Source organism: Micromonospora sp. WMMA1998 (assembly GCF_027497375.1).
GTDB classification, from domain to species: Bacteria; Actinomycetota; Actinomycetes; order Mycobacteriales; family Micromonosporaceae; genus Micromonospora; species Micromonospora sediminicola.
Genome location: NZ_CP114911.1, coordinates 2,740,001 through 2,763,575, shown reverse-complemented (window position 1 = coordinate 2,763,575; position 23,575 = coordinate 2,740,001). Strand labels below are relative to the sequence as shown.

Annotated in this window: 22 protein-coding genes, 2 tRNA genes and 1 pseudogene (1 of these 25 only partly in view); 17 read left to right on the top strand and 8 right to left on the bottom strand. The window is 73.3% G+C overall.

Going from position 1 to position 23,575, the window contains the following annotated elements:
* The first annotated feature begins 1 nt into the window (after position 1).
* From O7600_RS12210 to O7600_RS12195, 4 genes are all read left to right on the top strand, one after another.
* Complete coding sequence (locus O7600_RS12210; RefSeq protein ID WP_281593696.1) at positions 2-625, top strand: disulfide bond formation protein DsbA; 624 nt, start codon at positions 2-4, stop codon at positions 623-625.
* Between the two features lie 192 nt (positions 626-817).
* Positions 818-1,144: a hypothetical protein gene (locus O7600_RS12205; protein ID WP_253866192.1), complete on the top strand. Its 327-nt coding sequence runs from the start codon at positions 818-820 to the stop codon at positions 1,142-1,144.
* Between the two features lie 128 nt (positions 1,145-1,272).
* Positions 1,273-2,472 carry a DUF1015 family protein gene (locus O7600_RS12200; protein WP_281593695.1) on the top strand — a complete coding sequence of 400 codons (1,200 nt, stop codon included), beginning with the start codon at positions 1,273-1,275 and terminating at the stop codon, positions 2,470-2,472.
* A gap of 75 nt (positions 2,473-2,547) precedes the next feature.
* A complete protein-coding gene (locus O7600_RS12195; protein ID WP_091571788.1) occupies positions 2,548-3,018 on the top strand; it encodes a ribose-5-phosphate isomerase in 471 nt (156 codons plus the stop codon).
* A gap of 34 nt (positions 3,019-3,052) precedes the next feature.
* On the opposite strand, the gene O7600_RS12190 is transcribed toward O7600_RS12195, so the two are convergent.
* Both O7600_RS12190 and O7600_RS12185 read right to left on the bottom strand, forming a co-directional pair.
* Positions 3,053-3,388: a hypothetical protein gene (locus O7600_RS12190; protein ID WP_281594134.1), complete on the bottom strand. Its 336-nt coding sequence runs from the start codon at positions 3,386-3,388 to the stop codon at positions 3,053-3,055.
* Positions 3,389-3,570: 182 nt separating this feature from the next.
* Positions 3,571-4,791: a GNAT family N-acetyltransferase gene (locus O7600_RS12185; protein ID WP_281593694.1), complete on the bottom strand. Its 1,221-nt coding sequence runs from the start codon at positions 4,789-4,791 to the stop codon at positions 3,571-3,573.
* Between the two features lie 99 nt (positions 4,792-4,890).
* On the opposite strand from O7600_RS12185, the gene O7600_RS12180 reads away from it, so the two are divergent.
* Complete coding sequence (locus O7600_RS12180; RefSeq protein WP_281593693.1) at positions 4,891-5,415, top strand: hypothetical protein; 525 nt, start codon at positions 4,891-4,893, stop codon at positions 5,413-5,415.
* 50 nt (positions 5,416-5,465) lie between these two features.
* On the opposite strand, the gene O7600_RS12175 is transcribed toward O7600_RS12180, so the two are convergent.
* Positions 5,466-5,957 carry a hypothetical protein gene (locus tag O7600_RS12175; protein WP_281594133.1) on the bottom strand — a complete coding sequence of 164 codons (492 nt, stop codon included), beginning with the start codon at positions 5,955-5,957 and terminating at the stop codon, positions 5,466-5,468.
* Positions 5,958-6,272: 315 nt separating this feature from the next.
* Between O7600_RS12175 and O7600_RS12170 the strand changes: the two genes are divergently transcribed.
* Positions 6,273-8,153, top strand: coding sequence for a propionyl-CoA synthetase (locus O7600_RS12170; RefSeq protein WP_281593692.1), 1,881 nt, complete (start codon positions 6,273-6,275; stop codon positions 8,151-8,153).
* An 87-nt stretch (positions 8,154-8,240) separates the two neighbouring features.
* Here O7600_RS12170 and O7600_RS12165 read toward each other — a convergent pair whose 3' ends face one another.
* Together O7600_RS12165 and O7600_RS12160 are read right to left on the bottom strand one after the other, a co-directional pair.
* Positions 8,241-10,355, bottom strand: coding sequence for a M14 family zinc carboxypeptidase (locus O7600_RS12165; RefSeq protein ID WP_281593691.1), 2,115 nt, complete (start codon positions 10,353-10,355; stop codon positions 8,241-8,243).
* Positions 10,356-10,450: 95 nt separating this feature from the next.
* Positions 10,451-13,381 carry an Hsp70 family protein gene (locus O7600_RS12160; protein WP_281593689.1) on the bottom strand — a complete coding sequence of 977 codons (2,931 nt, stop codon included), beginning with the start codon at positions 13,379-13,381 and terminating at the stop codon, positions 10,451-10,453.
* A 128-nt stretch (positions 13,382-13,509) separates the two neighbouring features.
* Between O7600_RS12160 and O7600_RS12155 the strand changes: the two genes are divergently transcribed.
* Together O7600_RS12155 and O7600_RS12150 are read left to right on the top strand one after the other, a co-directional pair.
* Complete coding sequence (locus O7600_RS12155; protein WP_281593688.1) at positions 13,510-14,202, top strand: MOSC domain-containing protein; 693 nt, start codon at positions 13,510-13,512, stop codon at positions 14,200-14,202.
* The gene (locus O7600_RS12150; protein WP_281593687.1) at positions 14,199-14,624 is read left to right on the top strand and encodes a nucleoside deaminase; all 426 of its coding nucleotides are present in this window, start codon (positions 14,199-14,201) and stop codon (positions 14,622-14,624) included. The genes O7600_RS12155 and O7600_RS12150 overlap by 4 nt, the downstream gene beginning before the upstream one ends.
* Positions 14,625-14,795: 171 nt before the next feature.
* On the opposite strand, the gene O7600_RS12145 is transcribed toward O7600_RS12150, so the two are convergent.
* Positions 14,796-15,398, bottom strand: a complete 603-nt coding sequence (locus tag O7600_RS12145; RefSeq protein WP_099163989.1) for a hypothetical protein — start codon at positions 15,396-15,398, stop codon at positions 14,796-14,798.
* A 352-nt stretch (positions 15,399-15,750) separates the two neighbouring features.
* Here O7600_RS12145 and O7600_RS12140 point away from each other — a divergent pair, with 352 nt between their 5' ends.
* The 3 genes and pseudogenes from O7600_RS12140 (at position 15,751) to O7600_RS12130 (ending at position 17,122) form a co-directional block, all read left to right on the top strand.
* Positions 15,751-16,527, top strand: a complete 777-nt coding sequence (locus O7600_RS12140; protein WP_281593686.1) for a nucleotidyltransferase domain-containing protein — start codon at positions 15,751-15,753, stop codon at positions 16,525-16,527.
* Positions 16,502-16,984: pseudogene (locus O7600_RS12135) on the top strand (hypothetical protein); the annotation flags it as partial. The gene O7600_RS12140 and the pseudogene O7600_RS12135, both read left to right, overlap by 26 nt.
* A gap of 21 nt (positions 16,985-17,005) precedes the next feature.
* The gene (locus O7600_RS12130; protein ID WP_281594305.1) at positions 17,006-17,122 is read left to right on the top strand and encodes an integrase; all 117 of its coding nucleotides are present in this window, start codon (positions 17,006-17,008) and stop codon (positions 17,120-17,122) included.
* A 92-nt stretch (positions 17,123-17,214) separates the two neighbouring features.
* Here O7600_RS12130 and O7600_RS12125 read toward each other — a convergent pair.
* Positions 17,215-17,288 (bottom strand) — tRNA-Gly (locus tag O7600_RS12125).
* Positions 17,289-17,542: 254 nt separating this feature from the next.
* Here O7600_RS12125 and O7600_RS12120 point away from each other — a divergent pair.
* The 5 genes from O7600_RS12120 (at position 17,543) to clpX (ending at position 22,125) form a co-directional block, all read left to right on the top strand.
* A tRNA-Pro gene (locus tag O7600_RS12120) sits at positions 17,543-17,616 on the top strand.
* A gap of 148 nt (positions 17,617-17,764) precedes the next feature.
* A complete protein-coding gene (tig, locus tag O7600_RS12115; RefSeq protein WP_157779179.1) occupies positions 17,765-19,111 on the top strand; it encodes a trigger factor in 1,347 nt (448 codons plus the stop codon).
* Between the two features lie 174 nt (positions 19,112-19,285).
* On the top strand, positions 19,286-19,927 hold the full coding sequence (locus O7600_RS12110; RefSeq protein WP_091571833.1) for an ATP-dependent Clp protease proteolytic subunit: 642 nt from the start codon (positions 19,286-19,288) through the stop codon (positions 19,925-19,927).
* A 14-nt stretch (positions 19,928-19,941) separates the two neighbouring features.
* Positions 19,942-20,604, top strand: a complete 663-nt coding sequence (locus O7600_RS12105) for an ATP-dependent Clp protease proteolytic subunit (protein WP_281593684.1) — start codon at positions 19,942-19,944, stop codon at positions 20,602-20,604.
* Between the two features lie 228 nt (positions 20,605-20,832).
* Positions 20,833-22,125, top strand: coding sequence for an ATP-dependent Clp protease ATP-binding subunit ClpX (gene clpX, locus O7600_RS12100; RefSeq protein WP_089158259.1), 1,293 nt, complete (start codon positions 20,833-20,835; stop codon positions 22,123-22,125).
* 21 nt (positions 22,126-22,146) lie between these two features.
* Here the strand turns inward: clpX and O7600_RS12095 are convergent, their stop codons facing one another.
* Complete coding sequence (locus tag O7600_RS12095) at positions 22,147-22,770, bottom strand: XRE family transcriptional regulator (RefSeq protein WP_281593682.1); 624 nt, start codon at positions 22,768-22,770, stop codon at positions 22,147-22,149.
* Between the two features lie 41 nt (positions 22,771-22,811).
* On the opposite strand from O7600_RS12095, the gene O7600_RS12090 reads away from it, so the two are divergent.
* Positions 22,812-23,575, top strand: the 5' portion of a protein-coding gene (locus tag O7600_RS12090) for an EamA family transporter (protein ID WP_281593681.1). 70 nt of this gene lie beyond the right edge of the window; only the first 764 of its 834 coding nucleotides appear in the window; the start codon lies at positions 22,812-22,814; its stop codon lies off the right edge, out of view.

Below are 23,575 nucleotides of genomic sequence, written 5' to 3'. Positions count from 1 at the left end.
CGTGACCGAACGTGTCACCGCGGACATGTGGTTCGACCCGCTGTGCCCGTGGGCGTGGATCACCTCCCGCTGGCTGCTGGAGGTCGAGCAGGTCCGGGACGTGGACATCCGGTTCCACGTGATGAGCCTGGCCGTGCTCAACGAGGGCCGGGACCTGCCCGAGGAGTACCAGGACCTGATGCGCAAGGGCTGGGGTCCGGTGCGGGTGTGCATCGCCGTCGAGCAGGCGCACGGCGCCGAGACGCTGGCGAAGCTCTACACCGCGATGGGCACCCGGATCCACCTCGGCAAGGAGGAGTTGGGTCGGGACATGCTGGTCGGCGCGCTCACCGACGTCGGCCTGGACCCGGCGCTCGCCGACGCCGCCGAGTCGACGCAGTACGACGACGCGCTGCGGGCCAGCCACGAGGCGGGCATGCGCCCGGTCGGCACCGAGGTGGGCACCCCGGTGGTCCACGCCCCGGGGCCGGACGGCCGGCAGGTGGCGTTCTTCGGTCCGGTGATCACGCCGGCGCCGAAGGGGGAGGCGGCCGGCCGGCTCTGGGACGGCGTGCTGCTGGTCTCCGCGACGCCGGGCTTCTACGAGCTCAAGCGCACCCGCACCCAGGGCCCCATCTTCGACTGAGGGGTAAGGAATTGCCCCCTATTAACGCCTCCGGTATAGGCGGGGCCCCTTCTTAACAACCCGCGCCGAGCCCCGCGCCGCCCGTCACCGGGTCGGCGCGGGGCTCGTTTCACCGGGTGTCCCGGCCGGCGGCCCGAGCGAGGCCGCACCACGGCAGCTCCTGGAGGCATTCCCATGGGTAAGCACCGCCGCATGTCCGACGACGCGCCGCAGCCGGCGACCGAGGACTCCGGTGCGACGTACTGGTCCGTGGCCGAGGGCGACTGGCCGGCCGGCCCCGCCGACCTGGCCGACCTGCTGGCCCCGCCGATCGTGGTCGGCGTGGCCCGGGTGGTGGCCACCTCGCGGATGACCCCGCCCGAGGCCGACCGGCCCGGCCGCGCTCCGGCCCGGTCCGGCGCCGCCGGCCTCCCGGCCACCGCGGGGGCGACGACGGTACGCCTCAACGCCGGCTCCCGTCCGGCTGCGCCGACCCGCCGTCCCGCGACGCCCGGCCGGCACCGCAACCCCACCGCCTGAACCCGCCCGCTGTTAACAAGGGGCCCTTCCTCTACCGCAGGCGTTAACAGGGGGCCCTTCCTTTCACCTGGTGGAAGGGAGCGAGTCCGGCGGCGGCGGCGGAGCGGGCCCGGGTAGCGTCAGCGGGCATGACGGTCGTGCACCCGATCACCCGGGCCTGGATCACCACTGGCGGCACCGGCGCGCAGAACTACGACGAGTTCGCCGACGACGCGGAGATCACCGCCATCGTCGAGGCGAACCCGCACAGTGCCCTGGGCATCGAGATGCCCCACCGGGCGCCGGGCAGCCTGGGGAAGTCGTTCCTCGACGCGCTGCCGGACGCGGTGTCCCGCCTCGGCGAGGCCAAGGCGGACGGCAGCTACACCCCGGCCGAGCAGGTCGTGGTGCTCTACCGGATCAGCGCGCCCGGCGAGGAGAGCGCGTACGGGCTGTGGGCGATGGTCGACACCGACCAGATCTCCACCCGGGCCGACGAGCCGGGTCTGGTGATCCGCAACGAGGACGTGTTCATCGCCAAGGTGCGCGAGCGCGTCGCGTTGGCCGAGGCGCTCGGTCACCTGCTCTCACCCGTACTCCTGCTCCAGACCGGGCGGGGCGACGAGCTGCACGCCGCGCTCGCGGCGGCGACCGAGACGGCCGGCGCGCCCGCCGCGACCGACGTCGACCAGTCCGGCCGCACCCACGCCATCTGGCTAGTCGGCCCCGGCCGGACGCAGGACGAGCTGACCGCCCTGGCCGGCGGCGGCGAGCTGGTGGTGGCGGACGGCAACCACCGCAGCCTGGCCGCGCAGACCGGCGGTTTCCCGCGCTTCCTGGCGGTGGTCACCACGCCCGCGTCGGTCGCCATCCAGCCCTACAACCGGCTGGTCAGCGAGCTGACCACCACCCCGGACGAGCTGCTCGACCGGCTCCGCGCCGCCGGCGCGGAGGTCACCCCGGCGGACGGCCCCCTCGGCGTGCCGACCACCGGCGGCGCCGTGCACCTGCACCTCGCCGGCCGGGGGTACGCGGTGACGCTGCCGCACGTCGGCGCCGGCCGGCTGGAGAACCTCGACCACGCGCTGGTCGAGCGGCTGCTGCTGCGCGACGCGCTCGGTCTCGACCCGGGCGACAAGCGGATCACGTACGTGGGCGGCGACTACCCGGCGAGCTGGCTGACCGGCGAGGTCGACGCCGGCCGGGCCGAGCTGGCCGTGCTGGTGGCGCCGGTGACCGTGGACGACTTCGTCGCGGTCAACCTGGCCCGGGAGAAGATGCCGCGCAAGAGCACCTGGTTCACCCCGAAGGCGCGGGCCGGCCTGGTGGTGGCCGAGCTGCCCCGCTGACCGGCGTGTGACGAATCCGCCTCCGGGTCGCCGCCCGCGCGCCGACGGAGGGGCGGGCCTGTCAGACTGCGCGGTATGCGCGTCTACCTGGGATCCGACCACGCCGGCTTCGAGTTGAAGGTGCACCTGGCCAACCACCTGGCCAAGCAGGGCTACGAGGTGGTGGACGTCGGTCCGCACGCCTTCGACCCGGACGACGACTACCCGGCGTTCTGCCTGCACACCGGTGACCGGGTGGTCGGCGACCCGGGCAGCCTGGGCGTGGTGATCGGCGGCTCGGGCAACGGCGAGCAGATCGCCGCGAACAAGGTGGCCGGCGTCCGGGCGGCGCTCGCCTGGAACGTGGACACCGCCCAGCTCTCGCGGGAGCACAACGACGCCAACATCGTCGCGATCGGCGCCCGGCAGCACACGCTGGACGAGGCCACCGCCCTGGTCGAGGCGTTCCTGACCACGCCGTTCTCCGGCAACCCCCGGCACAGCCGGCGGATCGCCCAGGTGGCCGACTACGAGCAGAGCCGCCGGCTGCCCGAGCTGCCCGCCTGATTCGCGTCCGGCCGCACCCGCCCGGGTGCGGCCGTCAGCGTCCGCCGCGCGGCAGCTCCTCGCGGGGCACCCAGTTGCGGCGGACCAGCACCATTCGTTCCTCGGCCTCGGCGAGGTCGTCGTCGGTGGGGCGGGCGGCGTCCCGGGCCCGCATCGCCGCGGTCACGCTCACCTGCGACGACCCCGAACCGACCAGCCCGCGCAGCCCGCGCTCGCCCTCGTCGGCGGCGGGGGCGGCGCGCCGGCCCCGCGGTTCCGACTCCGGCTCAGCACGCCGGGCGCCGCGCGGCGATCGCGAGCCGCCGTCCGCGGGCCCGTGCTCGGCCCGCCGGGGGCCGTGCGGTGGGCGGGGCGCGACGTCGTCGTGCACCCCGGACGTGCTCGCGCTCGTCTCCACGGCCGCGCTCGCCGCCCCGGACGTGTCAGCGCCCGTCTCGCGGGTCGGGTGCGCGCTCACGGCGCCGGTGTCGACCGCCTCGGCCTGGTGCCGCAGTCGCCGTCGCCGTCGCTCCGCCTCGCCCATTCCCCGACCGTACCGCCCCGGGGGACCCGTCAGAAGTTCTCCATCGGGGTCGGGGCGCGGTGCCAGGTGAAGGCCGGCGAGACGGTACGGAGGGTGTGCGGGACCAGTTCGCGGACCCGGCCGGTGCCGGCCAGCGCGGCCGGGGTGGTGCCGCCCAGGTACAACTCGCCGAGCGCGCGCACGTCGCAGGCCAGCCCCGCCGGCGCGGTGGTGGCGGCGCACTCCGCCCCGCCCGGCCCGCCGACGAGCCGCCACCGGCCGGTGTTCTCCGGCAGCAGATCGTCGGTGACCTCGATCACCACGTCGACGTCGGCGGCGTAGCGGCGGGCGGCGAGGGCGGCCGGCACGTCCACCACCCGTACCCAGAGCCCGTCGACGAGCTGCGGGGCGAGCTGACGCGGCTCGTCGACCAGGCGCAGCAGCGGCTCGTCGACGGCCGCGATCGGGAACGACAACCGGCGGGTCAGGTCGACCGAGAGCAGCAGCCGCCACAGCGCCAGGTACGCCTCCGGCGTGACCGCGACGACCTCGTCGACCCGTACCTCGCCGCGGGGGACCTCGCCGACCCACTCCTCCTTCGTCCGGTAGAGCGCGTACCCGTCGATCCCCTCCGGTCCGTCGTGCCGCAGCACCCGCCGCTCGGTCGCGCCCTGCCGCCGGCTCGTCACGTCCGCCAGCACGTACGCCCACCAGCGCTCGTCGCGTCGGGACCAGCCGGGGCGGTCGGCGCGCGCCCGCTCGTACAGCAGGGCCAGCTCCTCGCGGTGCGCGGCCGGGCGGTCCAGGCGCAGCGTGCCCTCGGCGGCCGTCGGGGCGGGCAGTCGCAGCCCGGTGGTGTCGGCGCTCAGGATCAGCCGTTGCGCGGCCGAGCCGTAGCCGAACCGGGGGTAGATCCGTCCCTCGCTGGCCCAGAGCACCGCGACCGGTTCGTGCCGGGCGTCGCGGATCTCCCGGAGCTGCCGCCGCATGAGCCCGCTGAGAAGACCGCGCCGGCGGTGCGTGGGGGCGACCGCGACCATGGTCACGTGCGCCGCCGGCAGGGTCGCCCCGGGTACGGTCAGGTCGCGGCTGAACGCGGCGGCGTGCGCCACCGCCGTGCCGGCGTCGCGGACCAGGAGCGAGCGTTCCGGCTCGAAGATCGGGCGCTCGACCGCCTGGAGTTCGGGGTTGAGGTCGCTGTGGAAGGCCAGCGCGAGCAGCGCGGCGATCTCGTCGAAGTCGTCGGCCCGGGGCACCACCGCGTCGGTCATCGCCCGTGTGTACCCCATCACCGTGGGGGTCGGCACCCTATTTGCCGGGTGGCTACCCTCGGAACCGTGGCCGACGTCGGTCGAGGGGGAGGACGGAAGATGGCGGACCAGACACAGCCGTGGGCGGAGCGCACCGTGGAGGTGCCGCCCCAGTCGGTGCCCGAGCAGCGGGACGCGTTCCGGCGCGGGGTGGCGGCGGTCGGCCGACCGCGTACGCCCCGCACCGAGCAGTTCCCCACCGTCGAGCACGCCGACTGGTCGGGCGAGCCCGCGCCGCGCCGGTCGATGAGCTGGCACCTCACCCAGGCCCGCCGGGGCGGTGAGTGGAGCGCCGCCGGCGCCCTGTTCGCGTTCGTCTGCTGGGGCATCTGGGCGATCTCCGGTCGGGGCAACCTGATCGCCCCGCTGCTCACGTTCGTCCTCAGCCTGCTCACCGCGGTCGGCCTGTTCGCGCTGGCCCGGCTGCTCGGCCGGTTGATCCTGGAGCGGCAGCTCGGCCGGGTGCGCCGCAGCGCCCGCGGCGCCCACCTGATCACCGCGCTGTTCCTGGTCGGCGTCGGGGTGGCCTACCTCCAGCAGACCGAGTGGGTGGTCTCCGCCTGGAACTGGGTCACCGGCAACTGATCACCGCGGGACGCGCGGGCGGGCTGCCGCCCGCGCGTCCCCGGCGCCGCTCAGAAGACGGTGGTGACGCCGACCGTCTTGCAGGCGGCGTTGAAGTCCTCGCCGGCCTTGGCCATGGTCGGGTTGTCGGCGGCGCTGACCGGGTCGGGGGCCGCCGCGGCCTTGGTGACCTCCACGCTGAACTGCCGCAGGGCGGTGGCCGCCGGGCCGTCGCCGGCGGTCGCGACCAGTGCGCTGACCTTTCCGCCCAGCTCCTTCATGATCTTCGCAAGCTCGGCGTTCGTGTCGCCGCTGGACTGCACGACCGCGACGAGCTTCGCCTTCATCTCGTCGTTGATCTTCTTGGCCGAGGTGCAGAGGTCCTTCTCGCCGACGGTGGCCGCCGCGGCCGCCGAGGTCGGGGCGGCGGAGGGGGTCGACGAGGCGGACGCCGGCGCGGCGGAGGTGGCGACGGAGTCGGCCCGGGTGGAGCTGTCCTCGCCGCCGCAGGCGCTCAACGCCGTGACCGCGACGCAGGCCAGCACAACAGGGAAAATGCGCATCGATTTCACGAGGGCGCACGCTAGTCGACGGAACCCTCTTGATCAACAAAGATCCCGCGGCACGCGGGCGGACGGTGTGTCACCGCCCGCCCGCGGGGTCGCGGTACGCCGCGACGCCGGTCGTCACTCCACCAGGACGGCGTTGCCTTACCCGGCGCCGCCCGGTTCATCCGTCGCCCGTCGGGATGAGCCAGGCGTGCCGACGCCGACCGCCCGTCGGCGGCTCGGGGCCGCTCACCGAGCCGGGACGCGCTTCCGGCGCACCGGCCCCGGCCCACCGTCGTGCCCCGGCCCCACCCGCGTCAGCATGGCGGCATGGGCGCGTATCGATCAGCGTACGAGCGGAGCATCGCCGACCCGACCGGCTTCTGGCGGGACGCGGCGGGGGACATCGACTGGTTCACGCCCCCGGAGCGGATCCTCGACGACTCGGCCGCGCCGCTGTACCGGTGGTTCCCGGACGGGCGGCTCAACACCTGCCACAACGCGCTCGACCGGCACGTCGCCGCCGGTCGGGGCGACCAGCCGGCGCTGATCCACGACAGCCCGGTCACCGGCACGGTCCGCACCCTCACGTACGCCGAGTTGCTCGCCGAGACCGCCCGGTTCGCCGGGGCGCTGCGCCGGCTCGGCGTCGGACCCGGTGACCGGGTGCTGCTCTACCTGGCCATGGTGCCGGAGGCGGTGATCGCCATGCTGGCCTGCGCCCGGATCGGCGCGGTGCACTCGGTGGTCTTCGGCGGCTTCGCCGCGCACGAGCTGGCCGTGCGGATCGACGACGCCCGGCCGACGGTGGTGGTGGCCACCTCGTGCGGCATCGAGGTCGACCGGGTGGTGCCGTACCACCCGATCCTCGCCGCCGCGCTCGACGAGGCCGACCACGCGCCCCGACACTGCGTGGTGGTGCAGCGCCCGCAGGAGCCGGCGCCGCTGGTCGCCGGCCGCGACCTCACCTGGGACGACGCGATGGCGGACGCCGAGCCGGCGGAGTGCGTGCCGGTCGCCGCCACCGACCCGCTCTACATCCTCTACACCTCCGGCACCACCAGCCGCCCGAAGGGCGTCGTGCGGGACAACGGGGGGCACGCGGTGGCGCTGCGCTGGTCGATGCGCAACGTCTACGGGATCGAGCCGGGCGACGTGTTCTGGGCCGCCTCCGACGTGGGCTGGGTGGTCGGCCACTCCTACATCGTCTACGCGCCGCTGCTCACCGGCGCGACCACCGTGCTCTACGAGGGCAAGCCGGTCGGCACCCCGGACGCCGGGGCGTTCTGGCGGGTCGCCGCCGAGCACCGGGTGGCCGCGCTGTTCACCGCGCCCACCGCGATCCGGGCGATCCGCCGGCAGGACCCGGACGGCGCGCACCTCTCCCGGTACGACCTGGGCGCGCTGCGCACCCTCTTCCTGGCCGGTGAACGTCTGGACCCGGACACCTGGGCCTGGGCGGGCGAGCGGCTCGGCGTACCGGTGGTGGACAACTGGTGGCAGACGGAGACCGGCTGGCCGGTGGCGGCCAACCCGCGTGGCCTGGAGCCGCTGCCGATCAAGGCCGGCTCACCGTCCGTGCCGGTCCCCGGCTACGACGTGCGGGTGGTCGACGGCGCGGGCCGGGAGGTGCCGGCCGGCGTCGACGGCTCGATCGTGATCCGGCTGCCCCTGCCGCCCGGCTGCCTGCCCACGCTGTGGGGCGACGACGAGCGGTTCGTCCGCTCCTACCTCGCCACCTTTCCCGGCCACTACCTGACCGGCGACGGCGGCCGGTTCGACGACGACGGCTACCTCTACGTGATGGGCCGCACCGACGACGTGATCAACGTGGCCGGGCACCGGCTCTCCACCGGGGCGATGGAGGAGGTGCTGGCGACCCACCCCGCGGTGGCCGAGTGCGCGGTGATCGGGGTGGCCGACGCGCTCAAGGGCCAGGTGCCCAGCGGGTACGTGGTGCTCAAGGCCGGCGCCGAGGTGGACCCGGAGGCGCTCGCCGGTGAGCTGGTCGCCCTGGTCCGGCAGCGGATCGGCCCGGTGGCGGCGTTCCGCCGGGTGACCGTAGTGCCGGCCCTGCCGAAGACCCGGTCCGGCAAGATCCTCCGTCGCACCATGCGTGGACTGGTCGAGGGGCGGGACGAGCCGGTGCCCCCGACCATCGACGACCCGGGCGCGCTGGCGGTCTTCCGCGACCTCGGCCACACCGGCTGACGCGGCTCCCGGGCCGCACGTGCCGGCCGACGCGGTTCTGGGCTGAGGCGGTCCCCGGCCGGACGTGCCGGCCGGGGACCGCCCGGGTCAGCGCCGGACCGGGTTGCCGGCGGCGTAGTCGCGGGCCACCCGGACCAGCTCCACCAGGCCGCCGGCGTACTCCTGCGACTCGCCGTGCGCCTCGTCGAAGGGCGGCTGGAAGCCGACGCCCTCCCACTGCCCGGTGGCCTCGTTCCAGCGGTCGTTGCCCACCTCGAAGTCCCAGGCGAAGATGCCCAGCTCGTAGTAGAGCTGGTCGGCCGAGTTGCCGGCCGCCGAGTAGAGCACGTCGGCGACCGGGCCGGTCTGCGACGGCCAGGTGACCGTGCCCCGCTCGGCCGCGATGGCCCCGACGATCCGCCGGGCGCTGGCCAGGAACAGGGTCGACTCGTCGATCGACGGGCGCGGCAGCGTGACCCGCCCGTCCGCCCTGTACGCCCCGGGCGGCCACATGAAGTAGCCGCCGTAGGAGTGCACGTTCATCGCGAACCTGATGTTGGGGTGCGCCCGGGCCAGGTCGATCACGTTGCGGCTCTCCGGCTCGGACAGCTCGGTGGTGCCCGCGTAGTTTCCGGACAGGCAGTTGGCGCTCGCGCCCACGTATCCGTCGAACAGGGACCCGACCGTGTAGTTGCGGTTGACGTCCACGCCCCACATGGTGCGGTACTTCGGGTCCCGGGCCGCGCCGGTGCAGTGGTTGACCAGGTTCTTGCGCTGGAAGTTGTAGTCGTGGAACGAGTAGTTCGCGCCGTCCGGGTTGACGGTCGGGATCACGAACACGTCCACCTGCTCCAGCAGTTGCCGGGTCGCCGCGTCGGTACGCGCGTTGGCCAGCAGCCGCTCGGCGAACTCCAGCGTGACAAGCGGTGTCGCCCACTCCCGGGCGTGTTCCTGCGAGTACGCGAGCACCCCGACCCGGGAGCCGTCCCGGTGCTTGCCGATCCGCAGCGCCTGCACCGTCCACGGGCGGGCCGGCACCTCCGTGCCCTGCAACCCGTCGTCGAGGCGTACCGGGCCGGCCACCGGCATCGGCAGCCCGGCCGAGCCGTCCTCCACGGTGGCCCGCAATCGCGCCCCCTGCCGGGCGTTGATCGCGGCGGCGACGTCGTCGGTGCTGCTGGTCACCTTGCCGGCACTGTCGGTCGCAAGGGAGACGGTGAGTACCCGGTCCCGGTACCGGACGGTCAGCGGCCGGCCGGGGCGACCCGGGTCGACGGTCCGCACCTGGACACCGTTCATGCCCTGGTCGCCGAAGCGGACCGACTCCACCACCACCGCGGCGGCGGCCGGATCACCCAGGTAGGCGGCGGCGGTGCGCCGGTAGCCCTGGGTGCGGTTCGGCAGGTCGATCACGTCGACCAGGTCGCGGTACTGGCGGCCCAGCCGGGCGATGCGTGCCCTGATGTCGACGGGCGTCAGGTAGGCGTCGATGAAGTCCTTCTGGTAGCCGGCCGGCCGCGGCGGCGGGGTGGCGTTCGGCCAGAGCGCGGGCGTGACCGGCCGGCTCGTCCCGCCCAGGCTGGAGGTGGCGGTGAGCTGCACCGGCCGGGCGGGCACCGGCTGGGGGAGCGCGTAGTGGTACTGGTACTCGCCCGAGTCCTCGAACCGGTAGAGCGGGAAGGAGCCGGTGGCGCCGTCGGCCGTACGCCAGTTCACCGTGATCTCCACGTCCGGGTCGTCGGTGGCCGTGGTGGCCACCTGGGCCTGGAGGAAGGTCCTCCCGCCGGTGGTCCACCAGTACGCCTGGAGGAACTGCAGCGTGTCCGCCCCGTCGGCGGCCCGCAGGCCGTTGCGGGTGCGGGTCTCGGCGGCCCGGACGCTCTCGGCGAGCCGCCGGGCGCCGTCGTCGGCGCGCTGCACGACCTGCACCGCGCTCGCCCCCTGCCGGGTGAGGTCGGCGAGCTGCCGGCCGGTGAGGACGAGGTCGGCGACCGGCCGGCCGTCCCGTGAGCGCGGCCGGTTGGCCAGGTCGGCGCCGCCGGCGACCAGGCGGTCGAGCTGCCCCTGGTCGGCCAGGCGCACCCGGACCAGCGCGGTCTCGGTGGGGGCGAGGGTGATCGTGGGTGCGGCCGGCGCGGCCACGCCGGGATCCGGATGGGACAGGGCGGCGGTGATCAGGATGCTGGTGGCGGCGAGCGCGGTCCACCGTCGTCGGACGAACACGGGGCCTCCTGACGGACGTCGATGTCACTGCCGTCCACACCAGCCGAGGCATCGATCGCTGTCAAGCTCACTTTCGGTCCGCCGTCCGGACGCCCTCACCCGGCGAACCGGTACAGCCGGAACTCCTTGTCCGCGCCGCACACCAGCGTGTCGGTGTTCCACGAGCAGGACTCGCTGCGGATCTGCTTGACCAGCCCCATCTCGAACGGCTTCCCGGCCAACGCCAGCCCGGCGAGGCTGCGGTCGTCCTCGTAGCCGCTCGGCGCCTCGCTGAACAGCAGCAGGTTGCCGGCGTCCAGCCGGACCGCCACGCCGTCGCGGTCGCGCAGGACCGCAGCGGCGCCGTCCGGCCCGAACAGGGTCACCGCGTCGCGCGGCGTGTCCCGCTCGGCGAGCAGGTGCTCGCCGAGCGGGACCAGCCGTTCCGCCTGCGGGGCCGGCCACTGCCGGCTGTCCTCGCCCTCGGTCACCGCGACCACCCGGGTGCCGTCCGCGCCGGCCTCCGGCACCTCCAGCAGGCAGGCGCGGTGTTCCCCGCAGGTGACCAGGTCCTTGGCCCGGCTGCCCGGCTCCGAGGCGTACAGCACGTCCGGCACGCCGAGGCTGCCCAGGTCGTAGGAGACCAGGCGCAGGCCCCGGTCGGTCTCCGCCACGTACAGCCGGTCGTCGCGGGCGGTCACCGGGTCGTCGAGGTCGGCCACGTTGCCCCGGCTCTTCAGGACCTCGCCGCTGCCCATGGCCAGCACCCGCACCGACCGGTCCGCGCCGACCTGCACCAGCCGGTCGGCCTTCCCCGCCCACGGCGCGCGCGGCGAGCCGTCCGGATACCCGGCCCCGTCGAGCGCCTCGCCGGTGCCCACCGGGACCACCACGGTCCGGGCGTCGCCGTACTCGCTGCGCGGGTTGTCCCGCACCCAGCGCTGCCGGCCGTCGTCCAGCCGCAGCCCGACCAGCCGGTTGCCGGTCCGGTCCAGCCACACCACCCGGTCGGCGCCGAGGAAGATCTCGTCGTCGCCCCGGATGTCGATCGTCCACCGCTGCTCGCCGTTCCCGCCGTCGAGCACCAGCAGCGGGCGGGGCGTGGCGGAGCCGGACGCCTCGGCGAGGACGGCGACGCCGTCGGGCAGCGCGCGGATCCCGGCCCACCGGTCCGCGGCCACCCCGGTCTGCTGCTCCCAGATCTTCTTCCCGGTGGCGGTGTCGACCGCCCGCACGGTGAGGCGGTCGTCCGGCCCCGACCAGGCCAGGTAGGCGCGGTCGGCCACTGTCGCGGTGAACATCTCGCCCGGCCGCTCGTCGCCGACGCCCACCGCCCCGACCAGCTCCGGCGCGTGGAAGTCCAACGCCGGATGCCGGTCCCGGAACACCCAGAGCAGCGTCGCGGCCACCACGCCGACCACCACCACACCAGCGCCCAGCGCGATCCACCGGCCCCGACGGCCGCGTCCCCGACCCCTGCCGCCCGGCGGTGCGGCGTCCGGGGTCGGCGGGAGCGGCGATCCGGGTACGCCGGCAACCGGCGCCGCGCCCGGCCAGCCGCCATCGGCCGGCCGCGCCTGTTCGGGTGTCGCAGGGGCGGCGTACGCCGACGCGTACCCCGGCATGAACGCGCCGGCGTGCGACGGCGCGCTGCCCGGCGGCGGGGGCGCCGGACGGGTCGTGGCCGCGTACCCCACCGGGTTCTGCTCGGGCGCGTCGGCGACCAGCGTGCCGTGCGGGCCGGCGGGCGTCGGGGCCGCCGCCTCGGGGACGGTGCCGTGCGGTCCGCGCACCGACGCGGGGCTCTCGCCGGCGCGGGCCGCGGGGACGGTGGTCGCCTCGGGTCCGCCCGGCGTCGGCGGTCCGGGCTGCGCCGGCGCCGCCGGCGTCCCGGGACGCCGGGCCGCGCGGGGCAGCGGCAGGTCGGTCAGCGCGCCCTCGGCGACCGGCAGCTCCGGCTGTTCCAGCACGGTCGGCGCGATCCCCAGCTCGGCGTGCAGCAGCCGGGCCACCAGCGGCACCCGGGTCGAGCCGCCGACCAGGAAGAGACCGGAGAGCTGGTCCGGGCGCAGGCCGGCGGCGGCGGTCACGTTCCGGGTCTCGGCGACCGCGCGGGCGAGCAGCGGCGCGGCGAGCCGCTCGAAGTCCTCCCGGGTCAGCGGAACGGCCTCCTCCACCCCCGGTACGGCGACCGGCGCGACCACGGCCCGGGAGAGCATCTCCTTGGCGCCGCGCACGTTGTCCCAGAGCTGTTGGCGGTCCCGCCGCTCGGCGGTCGTCGTCGGGTCGGTCAACCGGGCCCACCGCTCGGGATGGGCCGGCCGCACCAGCTCGCCGAGCCGGCCCAGCAGGGCCGCGTCCAGGTCGAGGCCGCCGAGGTCGGCGATCCCGCCGGTGGCGACGAGCGGGAAGCCGGAGTCGCCCCACGGGTCGGCGCCCTCGTTGCGGAGCACGGCGACGTCGAGCGTGCCCCCGCCGAAGTCGAAGACCGCCACCACGCCGCCCACCGGCACCGGCCGGCGCAGCACCTGGGTGTAGTAGCGGGCCGCGGCCACCGGCTCGCGCAGCAGGCGGGTGCCGGGCGCGATCGGCCCGGCGAGGGTGTGCTCGGCCGCCGCCGGCCACCCGGCCAGCTCCAGCGCGTCGTGCAGCACCCGTCGCCGAGGGGCCGCCCAGGCCGCCGGATGGGTCACCACCGCCGGGGGCAACAGGCCGACCGCCGCCACCGCCGCGTCCGCGACCGCCCGCAGCGTCGCGGCCAGCAGCTCCGCCGGCCGGTACGCGCGCCCGCGCAGCTCGACCGTCTCCTCGTCGACCCGCCGCTTCGGGTTCGGCTCGTAGCCGGCCGGGTCGGCCTGGGCCAGGCGCTGCGCGTCCCGGCCGACGTGCAGGTGACCGTCGGCGTCGGCGTACACACCGGACGGCAGGATCGGGTGACCGTCCACCAGCAACGCCCGGGTACGCCCGTCGGGCCGGCGCAGCACCGCCACGGTGTTCGAGGTGCCGAGGTCCACGGCGAGCGCGAAACCGTCCTGCTGGCCTGACATCCGTCGCTACCTCCACCCGACGAGCCGATGTCCGGCCCCGCATCGTACGCAGCCCGCGCCGCCGGGCGACCCGGCCGGTGCGGAAACGGGGTGGCCCGATCGGGTCGCCCGCGCCTACCGTCGCCGCCATGAAGGTGCTTTCGGTCAACGTCGGCCGCCCGCGACCCAATCCGTGGAAGGGAATCGAGGCCACCGGCATCGACAAGCGGCCCGTCGACGGTCCCGTCCCGGTCACCGCGCCCGGCCCCAAGGGCACCGGCCAGGTCGGGCTGGCGGGCGACCGGGTCTACGACGTGGCCCACCACGGCGGCCCCGACCAGGCGGTCTACGCGTACGCCCGGGAGGCCCTGGACCGCTGGGAGGCCGAGCTGGGCCGGGCGTTGCGCAACGGCGCCTTCGGGGAGAACCTGACCACCTCCGGCGTCGACGTCGACGGCGCGCTGATCGGGGAACGGTGGCGGGTCGGCGCGGACCTGGTGCTGGAGGTCTCCTGCCCGCGCATCCCGTGCGGCACGTTCCAGGGATGGCTGGGCGAGCGCGGGTGGATCAGGCGGTTCACCGAGGCGGCGCGGCCGGGGGCATACCTGCGCGTGGTCACTCCGGGCAGCGTGCGGGCCGGCGACCGGGTCGAGGTCGTGCACCGCCCCGACCACGACGTGACCGCGGCCGTCGTGTTCCGGGCGACGACGCTGGAGCCGGAGTTGCTGCCCCGGCTGCTGGTCGCCGACGCGCTGCCCGGGCAGGACAAGGAACGAATCCGCCGCCGACTGGACGCGTCTGCGGCCATGGCGACGCACGACGGCCCCGAGGAGGCCCGATGACACCGGACGACGAAGCGTTCCTGCGCCACGCCGTGGACCTCGCCGACCGGGCCGGGGCGTCCGGGGAACGGCCGTTCGCCTCGTTGCTGGTCGGTCCGGACGGCAGCGTCCTGATCGAGGACCACAACACCGTGGTCTCCGACTCGGACGTCACCGCCCATCCGGAACTCAAGCTGGCCCGCTGGGCCGCCCGGGAACTGGCCCCCGACGTGGCCGCCGGCACCACCATGTACACCAGTTGCCAGCCCTGCCCGATGTGTGCGACCGCGATCGGCGTGTCCGGCCTCGGCCGGGTGGTGTACGCGCTGTCCAGCGAGCAGTTCGCCGCGGTGAAGCCGGCCACCCCGGCGCCGCCCCCGGTGCGCTACGAGGGGCCGGCACTGTTCGACGAGGCGCGCCGGCCGATCGAGGACCACTACTGACGCACCGGATCCGCCGTCGGGGCAACCTCCCCGCGCCACCGCGCCGTTCACCAGTCATGGGACCGGGAGACGTGGCGCGGTGAAGCGCGCCGACGAGGACGAGTACCGGCAGTTCGTGACGGCCCGACGTCTCGTCGGGCCGGGCGCGGGGCAAGCGAGCCCCGCGCGCGGCTACGCGACCCACCACCAGCCGTCGCCGAGATGCCGCACCGGCTGACCGAGGTCACCGGGTGCGGTGGCGATCAGCGTGTCGGGTCCGGGCGGGGTGGGGAAGTAGGCGATGCCGACTCCGCTCTCCCCGCGCCAGTCCTGCCACAGCGGCAGATACCGCGCGTCGCCGCGCCGGTGCGACTGCCCGTCGACGGAGAGATGGCCGAGCTGCCACGGGAGTCGGGCATCGGCGGGCAACGTCCCGGCGCGGTGCTGCGCCGCCAGGTCGTCCAGTCCGCCGCGGTGCAGGCGGAACTGGCTGTCGACGTACACGCGTTCCCAGTCCGTGGTCCACAGGACGCCCCCGACCCCGGCCGCCGCGAGCAGGACAACCGCCGCCCACACGTACGCGCGCCGTTGCAGCAGCGCGACAAGCGCGGCCACCGAACATCCCGCGGCCAGCACCCAGCACGCGGCTCCCACCACCAGCCCGCCCAGCGGCAGCACGGCGGACAGGGGGTACGCCAGATAGTGGCCGACCAGCAGAGCGAGCCAGCCGGTGGCAGCTCCGATCAGCCAACGGCGGACCCGGCCGGCACGACGAGGACCCTCGACAACGGACATCTCGACAGTATGGGCGGCCGATCGCTCACTGTGGGTACGGGCGGACGCCAGGTCGGCCGGCTTGACCGCCCTGCCGACCGGTCGGTAGGAGACGGCGCACCGATCCGGCGCGCGCCCGCGGTCACGCGCTCGACCTGGGCCTTGACGGGTGGAGCGGGCGACGGGAATCGAACCCGCGTAGTCAGTTTGGAAGAGCGCGCTCAACCGGTCGTGATGCCCGAAACGCCTGCGGCCGGCGGCGGCGCTACGTGCCCCCCGTGCCCGCTCATGACCGCTGCGCGCCACGGTTACTGGCCCGTGGATGGCCCAGCCAGGACTCCGGCGTCGACGTCGAGTTGCTACGGTCGATTTCATGATCGATGAGCTGACGCGGGCCTATCTCCAAGCGGTTGATCAGGCACTGCCCGGCTATGTGCGAGGCCTCTACGTCGTCGGGTCCGCCGCGCTCGGGGCCTGGCAGCCCGGTGTCAGCGATGTCGACACATTGATCATGACGTCGCGTCCGGCAACGGGCCACGACCTCGCCCATCTCGCGAAGATCCATGCCGAGATGCCTCGGTCACCCCATCTCGACGGGGTCTACCTGGAGCCCGCGCTGGCGAAGTCCTGGCCGAGCGACAGGCGGGTCCTGCCGTTCGTGGTCAACGGTGAATTGAGGACCGACAAGCCCTGCGGCGAGCTCACGCCGGTGCTATGGCTGACCTTGCAGCGGTACGGCATCCCGGTTCGCGGCCCGGCCGCCGTAGAACTGGGGGTGCGAGTCGATCCCGAGCAGTTGCGCCGCTACAACCTCGACAACCTCCGTGAATACTGGCAGTCGACGGCTTCGACGTTCCCCGCAGAGCTAGCCGACGTGGCACCCGACGCAGCCATGGACGCCGAGACGGTGGCCTGGTTCGTGCTCGGACCCGCGCGACTGCACTACACGCTGGCCCACGGTGACATCATCTCGAAGGCCGCAGCCGGCGACTACCTCGCGCAACTGTTCCCTGAGTACGCCGATCTCGGTCACCGAGCGGTCCGCTGGCGTTTGGGTGAGGCGGAACGGTTCACGACTACAGACCTTGTTGCCGCAGGTGAGAGTGTCAACGCGGTAGTCGAAGATGCTTGGCGTCGCTTTGGAAAGTGAGCTACCTGGCTGTGCGGATCTCCGAGGAGGGTCGGGGTTCGGGGCGGAGCCCCGAGGTCTTCACGGGATTGTCGTCCCCAAGCGTGGCCGGCCGGCCCGGCCGATGCCGGCCGGAGGTCGCCAGCAGGCCGGGGCCGGGCCGGCGCGGCCCGCTTTGCGGGCCGCCTTGAATTCGGGCCGCCCAAGTCGGCGGCCGGGGTCCGGGTCGTCGCCCTGCCGGCCGCCGCCGTCGAAGCCCTGCGGGCGCATCTGGCCGAGTTCACCGCCGTCGACGCTGACGCCCTGGTCTTCACCGGCGACAAGGGTGCGCTGCTGCGATCCGGCAACTTTCGGCCGTGCGGTCAAATGGACGCGAACGGTCGCCTCGGTGGGCCTTCCTGGCTTCCACTTCCATGACCTGCGGCACACCGGGAACACCCTCGCCGCAGCCTCTGGCGCGAGCACCCGCGAACTGATGCAGCGAATGGGGCACGCAAGCATGCGAGCGGCGTTGATCTATCAGCACGCAACCAGCGAGCGGGACCGCGAGATCGCCTCGGCCATGGACCGGCGGATCGTCCGGCAGACCCGAGGCAAGGGCGGCCAGAACAGCTAATGGCCCACGGATGGCCCGCAAGATCGGAGCGGGGGAGTGGCCGACCGTCCCAGGATCGGGGGATGCAGCCTCTGACCTGGGCCGGAGGGTGTTGGAGCGGGCGACGGGAATCGAACCCGCGTAGTCAGTTTGGAAGACTGAAGCTCTACCATTGAGCTACGCCCGCGTGCACCCCACAGCGGCGGGGCGCGCCCGACAGCCTACCGAATCCCCGATCCGGACGCGCGGCGGTATACCGCGTCGTCGTCGACCTCCATGATCGACGCCACCTCGGCGAGGTGGCGGGGTTCGGGGCAGGACGATCCCGCCACCTCGGTGAGGTGGCGGGGCACGGCCACCGGCCGGCAGGCCCCGCCGGGCGACGCGGCGCGCCCCGGTCACCCGCTCGGGGGGTCGGACGGCATACACTCTTCGTCGCCACGGGGTGTGGCGCAGCTTGGTAGCGCACTCGCTTTGGGAGCGAGGGGCCGTGGGTTCAAATCCCGCCACCCCGACTGTCGTACGCGACCGGATCGTCCCGGGAACCGCCGGTTTTTCCGCGCGGCACCCGGGCGCTGCCCGTGCCGCAGCCCGGCTCGCCTACACTCGGTGCGCGCAATCACGCCCCAGACTCAACACCCAGATCCGTCAAGGAGTACGCCTGTGAAGAGCACCGTCGAGACTCTGAGCCCGACGCGCGTGCGGCTCGCCATCGAGGTGCCGTTCGTCGAGCTCGAGCCGAGCCTCAAGAAGGCGTACCGGGAGATCGGCCAGCAGGTCCAGGTTCCCGGCTTCCGCCGGGGCAAGGTTCCCAGCGCGGTGATCGACCAGCGGGTGGGCCGGGGGACCGTCCTCAACGAGGCGATCCAGGAGGCCATCCCGCAGAACATCCTCGCCGCGGTCCGCGAGCACGACCTCAAGACGCTCGGCCGTCCCGAGGTCGACATCACCGAGTTCAACGACGGTGACTCGCTCAACTTCACCGCCGAGGTCGACGTCCGTCCCGAGATCACGCTGCCGGACCCGGCCACCATCGAGGTGACCGTCGACGAGATCGAGATCGCCGACAGCGAGATCGACGACCAGGTCAACAGCCTGCGCGAGCGCTTCGCCACGCTGAAGACCGTCGAGCGGGCCGCCCAGGAGGGCGACTTCGTGCAGATCGACCTGAACGCCACGGTCGACGGCGAGGAGGTGCCGGGCGGCTCGGCGAGCAACATCTCGCACGAGGTGGGCAGCAAGCAGCTGCTGCCGGGTCTGGACGAGGCGCTGGTCGGCCTGGCCGCCGGCGAGAGCACCACCTTCACCACCCAGCTCGTCGGCGGCGACTACGCCGGCCGCGACGCCGACGTGGCGGTGACCGTCCGCACGGTGAAGGAGAAGGAGCTCCCCGAGCTCGACGACGACTTCGCGCAGATGGCCAGCGAGTTCGACACCATCGAGGAGCTGCGCGGCGACCTGCGGGAGCGGGTCACCCGGGGCAAGCAGGTCGAGCAGATCTACGCCGCCCGCGACAAGGCCCTCGAGCAGATGGTCGCCGCCGCCGAGGTGCCGGCGCCGGAGGGTGTCGTCAAGGAGGAGGTCGAGAGCCGCAAGGCCGCGATGGTCGACCAGCTCGAGCGCATCGGCGCCTCCCTGGAGGAATACCTCGCCGCCGAGGAGAAGACCGAGGAGCAGATCGACGCCGAGCTGACCGAGGCGGCGACCGACGGCGTCAAGATCCAGCTCCTGCTGGACACCCTGGCCGACGCCGAGGACGTGCAGGTCTCCGACGACGAGTTCGGGCACGAGATCGTGCACCGCGCCCAGCGTGCCGGCATGGCGCCGCAGCAGTACTACGACCAGCTGGTCCGCTCCGGCGCCGCCGCGGCCGTCTTCGGTGACGTCCGCCGGGGCAAGGCGCTCGCCGCGGTGATGGAGAAGATCACGATCAAGGACGCGGCGGGCAACGAGGTCTCCCTCGACGCGCTGCGGGCCCAGAACGAGGCCGAGCACGACCACCAGCACTGATCGTCAGGGCGTCGGCCGTCGTCCCGCGCTGCGCGCCGGGCGGCGGCCGAAACCCTTTCCGGGGTACGCCGAGCGGGTGACTGCGCTGAGAGCGAACAGTGCCCCGACCGGGAGTACGCCTCCCGGCAGAGCGGTTAGTGTCGGGTAGGACGGTACGGAGAGCGAAGGGCTGCCATGACCGACATGCACATCCCCAAGAAGTCGCTCCGGGCGATCGAGGCCCGCGGTGGCGACTCCATTGGCAACCTCGACGACTCGGTCTACAACCGGTTGCTCAAGGAACGGATCATCTTCCTGGGCAGCGAGGTGAACGACCAGGTGGCCAACCGCATCTGCGCGCAGCTGCTGCTGCTCGCGGCGGAGGACCCGGACCGCGACATCTTCCTCTGGATCAACTCGCCGGGTGGCTCGGTCTACTCCGGCATGGCGATCTACGACACGATGCAGTACATCGACAACGACGTGTCGACGGTGGCCATGGGCATGGCCGCCTCGATGGGCCAGCTCCTGCTCTGCGCGGGCACCAAGGGCAAGCGCTACGCCCTGCCGCACGCGCGGATCATGATGCACCAGCCCTCCGGCGGCCTCGGCGGCACCGCGTCGGACATCGCGATCCAGGCCGAGCAGATGCTCTACACCAAGCGGATGTTCCAGGAGCGGGTCGCGCACCACACCGGCCAGTCCCAGGAGCAGATCGAGGCCGACTCGGACCGCGACCGTTGGTTCACCGCCCAGGAGGCCATGGACTACGGCTTCATCGACAAGGTGATCATCGGAGCCGCCCAGGTTCCGGATGGCGCCGGGACCCTGAGCTGAGCGAGGAGCTGACGATGACCGACCTGAGCCTGCCGCCCCAGTTCGCGGCCGTGCACAACCGCTACGTGCTGCCGTCGTTCGTCGAGCGCACGTCGTACGGGATGAAGGAGTCCAACCCGTACAACAAGCTCTTCGAGGACCGGATCATCTTCCTCGGCGTCCAGGTGGACGACGCGTCGGCCAACGACGTGATGGCCCAGCTGCTGACGCTGGAGGGCACCGACCCTGACCGCGACATCATCATGTACATCAACTCGCCCGGCGGCTCCTTCACCGCCATGACGGCGATCTACGACACCATGCAGTACGTCCGCCCCGACATCCAGACCGTCTGCCTCGGGCAGGCGGCCAGCGCGGCTGCGGTGCTGCTCTCCGCGGGCACCCCGGGCAAGCGGATGGCGCTGCCCAACTCCCGGATCATCATCCACCAGCCGGCCACCGAGGGCGGCTACGGCCAGGGCTCGGACATCGAGATCCAGGCGCGGGAGATCCTGCGGATGCGGACGCAGCTGGAGGACATGCTGTCCCGGCACTGCAACCGCCCGATCGAGCAGGTCCGCAAGGACATCGACCGTGACAAGATCATGACGGCCGAGGAGTCCAAGGACTACGGTCTGGTCGACACCATCCTGACCAGCCGCAAGAAGGGCCTGCTGGCGTCCCACGCCGCGGGCTGAGCGACGCGGGGTCGGAGGTCGGTCGGGGCATCGTTCCCGGCCGACCTCTGACACACCCGTTTTGGGGGTCGGAGAAAACCCGGCCACCGGGTAACGTCGGGTCTGTACCGCTCCGCGGGTCGGATCGGGTGGAGCCGACAGCATGGTGGAACGACAGGACGGACGAGCGCCTCGGGCGCTCGCAGGTCAGGGCCGGCGCTCCGGCCGATGAGTGCAGGGAGAACGTAGGTGGCACGGATCGGTGACGGCGGCGACCTACTGAAGTGCTCCTTCTGTGGCAAGTCGCAGAAGCAGGTCAAGAAACTCATCGCGGGCCCCGGCGTCTACATCTGCGACGAGTGCATCGATCTCTGCAACGAGATCATCGAGGAGGAGCTGGCCGAGTCCGGCGAGGTGAAGTGGGAAGAGCTTCCCAAGCCGATGGAGATCTGCCAGTTCCTCGACAACTACGTCGTCGGTCAGGAGCAGGCCAAGAAGGCGCTCGCCGTCGCGGTCTACAACCACTACAAGCGGATCCAGGCGGAGGCCGCCGGCGCGCCCGGCTCGGGCAGCGACGGCGTCGAACTGGCCAAGTCCAACATCATGCTGCTCGGCCCGACCGGCTGCGGTAAGACCCACCTGGCGCAGACGCTGGCCCGGATGCTCAACGTCCCGTTCGCGATCGCCGACGCCACCGCGCTCACCGAGGCGGGCTACGTCGGCGAGGACGTGGAGAACATCCTGCTCAAGCTGATCCAGGCCGCCGACTACGACATCAAGCGCGCCGAGACCGGCATCATCTACATCGACGAGGTCGACAAGATCGCCCGCAAGTCGGAGAACCCTTCGATCACGCGCGACGTCTCGGGCGAGGGCGTGCAGCAGGCGCTGCTCAAGATGCTGGAGGGCACGGTCGCCAACGTGCCGCCGCAGGGCGGCCGGAAGCACCCGCACCAGGAGTTCATCCAGATCGACACCACGAACGTGCTGTTCATCTGCGGTGGCGCGTTCGCCGGCCTGGACCAGATCATCGAGGCTCGCACCGGCTCCGGCGGCACCGGCTTCGGCGCCCGACTCCGGTCGGTTTCGGAGCGGTCCACCGACGACATCTTCAGCCAGGTCATGCCGGAAGACATGTTGAAGTTCGGGCTGATCCCCGAGTTCATCGGCCGGCTCCCGGTGATCACCAACGTGCGCAGCCTCGACCGGGGCGCCCTGGTGAAGATCCTCACCGAGCCGCGCAATGCCCTGGTCCGGCAATACCAGCGCCTGTTTGAGCTGGACGGCGTCGAGCTGGAGTTCGAGCAGCCGGCGCTGGAGGCCATCGCCGACCAGGCCATGCTCCGCGGCACCGGCGCCCGGGGCCTGCGGGCGATCATGGAAGAGGTGCTCCTCTCCGTGATGTACGAGGTGCCGAGCAACCCCGACGCCGCCCGGGTGCTGATCACCCGCGAGGTTGTCCTGGAGAACGTCAACCCGACGATCGTGCCCCGCGAGTTCACCGGCCGGCGCCGGCGGGACCGCGAGGAGAAGTCGGCCTGACCCGTCGCGACCGCGCCCGGGTCAGCTCGGGCGCGGTCCGCGTGACCGGGTCCGCCGGTCCCACTCGCCCGACGGGGTCACCACCACCATCACGAGGTGCACCGGTTCGTCGCCGGTCACCCGGTAGCCGTGCTCCCGGTCGGCGTGGAACTCCACCGTCTCGCCGGCGCGCACCTCGTGGTCGACGCCGTCGACGGTGACCGTGACGGCGCCGTCCAGCACGTACAGGATCTCGCGGGTGCCGTGCGCGTGGTCGGCGGAACGCAACTCCTCTCCGGGCCGCATCCGCCAGTCCCAGAGTTCGACCAGGTCGGGTTCGCCGATGCCGCTGAGCAGCTGCGCGGTGCCACCGTGCGCGCCGCGCCACAGCACCGGCGCCTCGTCGGCCGTGGTGACCCGTACCGCCTTCTCCTCCGCCGGCTCCAGCAACCGGGCGATGTTGACGCCGAACGCGTCGGCCACCCGGCAGAGGGTGCCGATGCTCGGGTTGGTCCGGGCGCCCTCGATCTGTACGAGCATGCCCTTGCTGACGCCGGACCGGCCGGCCAGCTCGTCGAAGGACCAGCCCCGGGCGGCCCGCAGTTCGCGTACCTGCCGGGCGACCGCGGAGGTCACCGCGCCCACGCGTCCGCCGGTATCGGTCATCACACTGTCCTTCACGGTCAATATTATGGTACGACTGTCGGGTGCTTCCCATTGTGCTCGCCGCGGTGTCCGCGATCGCGTTCGGCACGGCCGACTTCTCCGGGGGCAAGGCGTCCCGGCACGCCCACCCGATCGCCGTGACCGTCGTCTCGCAGCTGCTCAGCCTGCCGCTGCTGCTCGTCCTCGTGCTCGTCGTGCCCGGCACGCCGGCGCCGCTCGACCTGGCCTGGGGCCTGCTCGCGGGGGTGGCCGGCGCCGCCGGCGTCATGCTGCTCTACCGCGCGTTGGCCACCGGCGTCATGGCGGTCGTGGCACCGGTCACCGCGATCACCGCCGCGGTCGTGCCGATCGTCGCGGGCCTGCTGCTGGCCCACTCCCCGGGCGCCCTGGCGCTGGGCGGCGCCGGGCTCGCCGTGGTGGCCATCGCGCTCGTCAGCCTGGGGGAGCGGGGTGGCGCCGGCCGCCTCTCCGGCCGGGTGATCGGGACCGCCCTCGCCGCCGGTCTGCTCTTCGGCATCTTCTTCGCCCTGCTCGGCCAGGCCGACGAGAGCGCCGGCATGTGGCCGGTGCTGGCGGTACGCGTCAGCTCGATCGCCTTCGGCCTCGTGCTCGTCGCCCGCACCGGAGCCCGCCTGCGAATCGGCCGGCGGGTCCTCGGCTGGACGGCCGCCGCCGGTCTGCTCGACTCCGCGGCGAACGCGCTCTTCCTCGCCGCCGCCGGTCGGGGGCACCTCAGCGTGGTGGCCGCGATCGCCTCGCTCTACCCGGCGAGCACCGTCCTGCTGGCGCTCGCCGTGGACCGGGA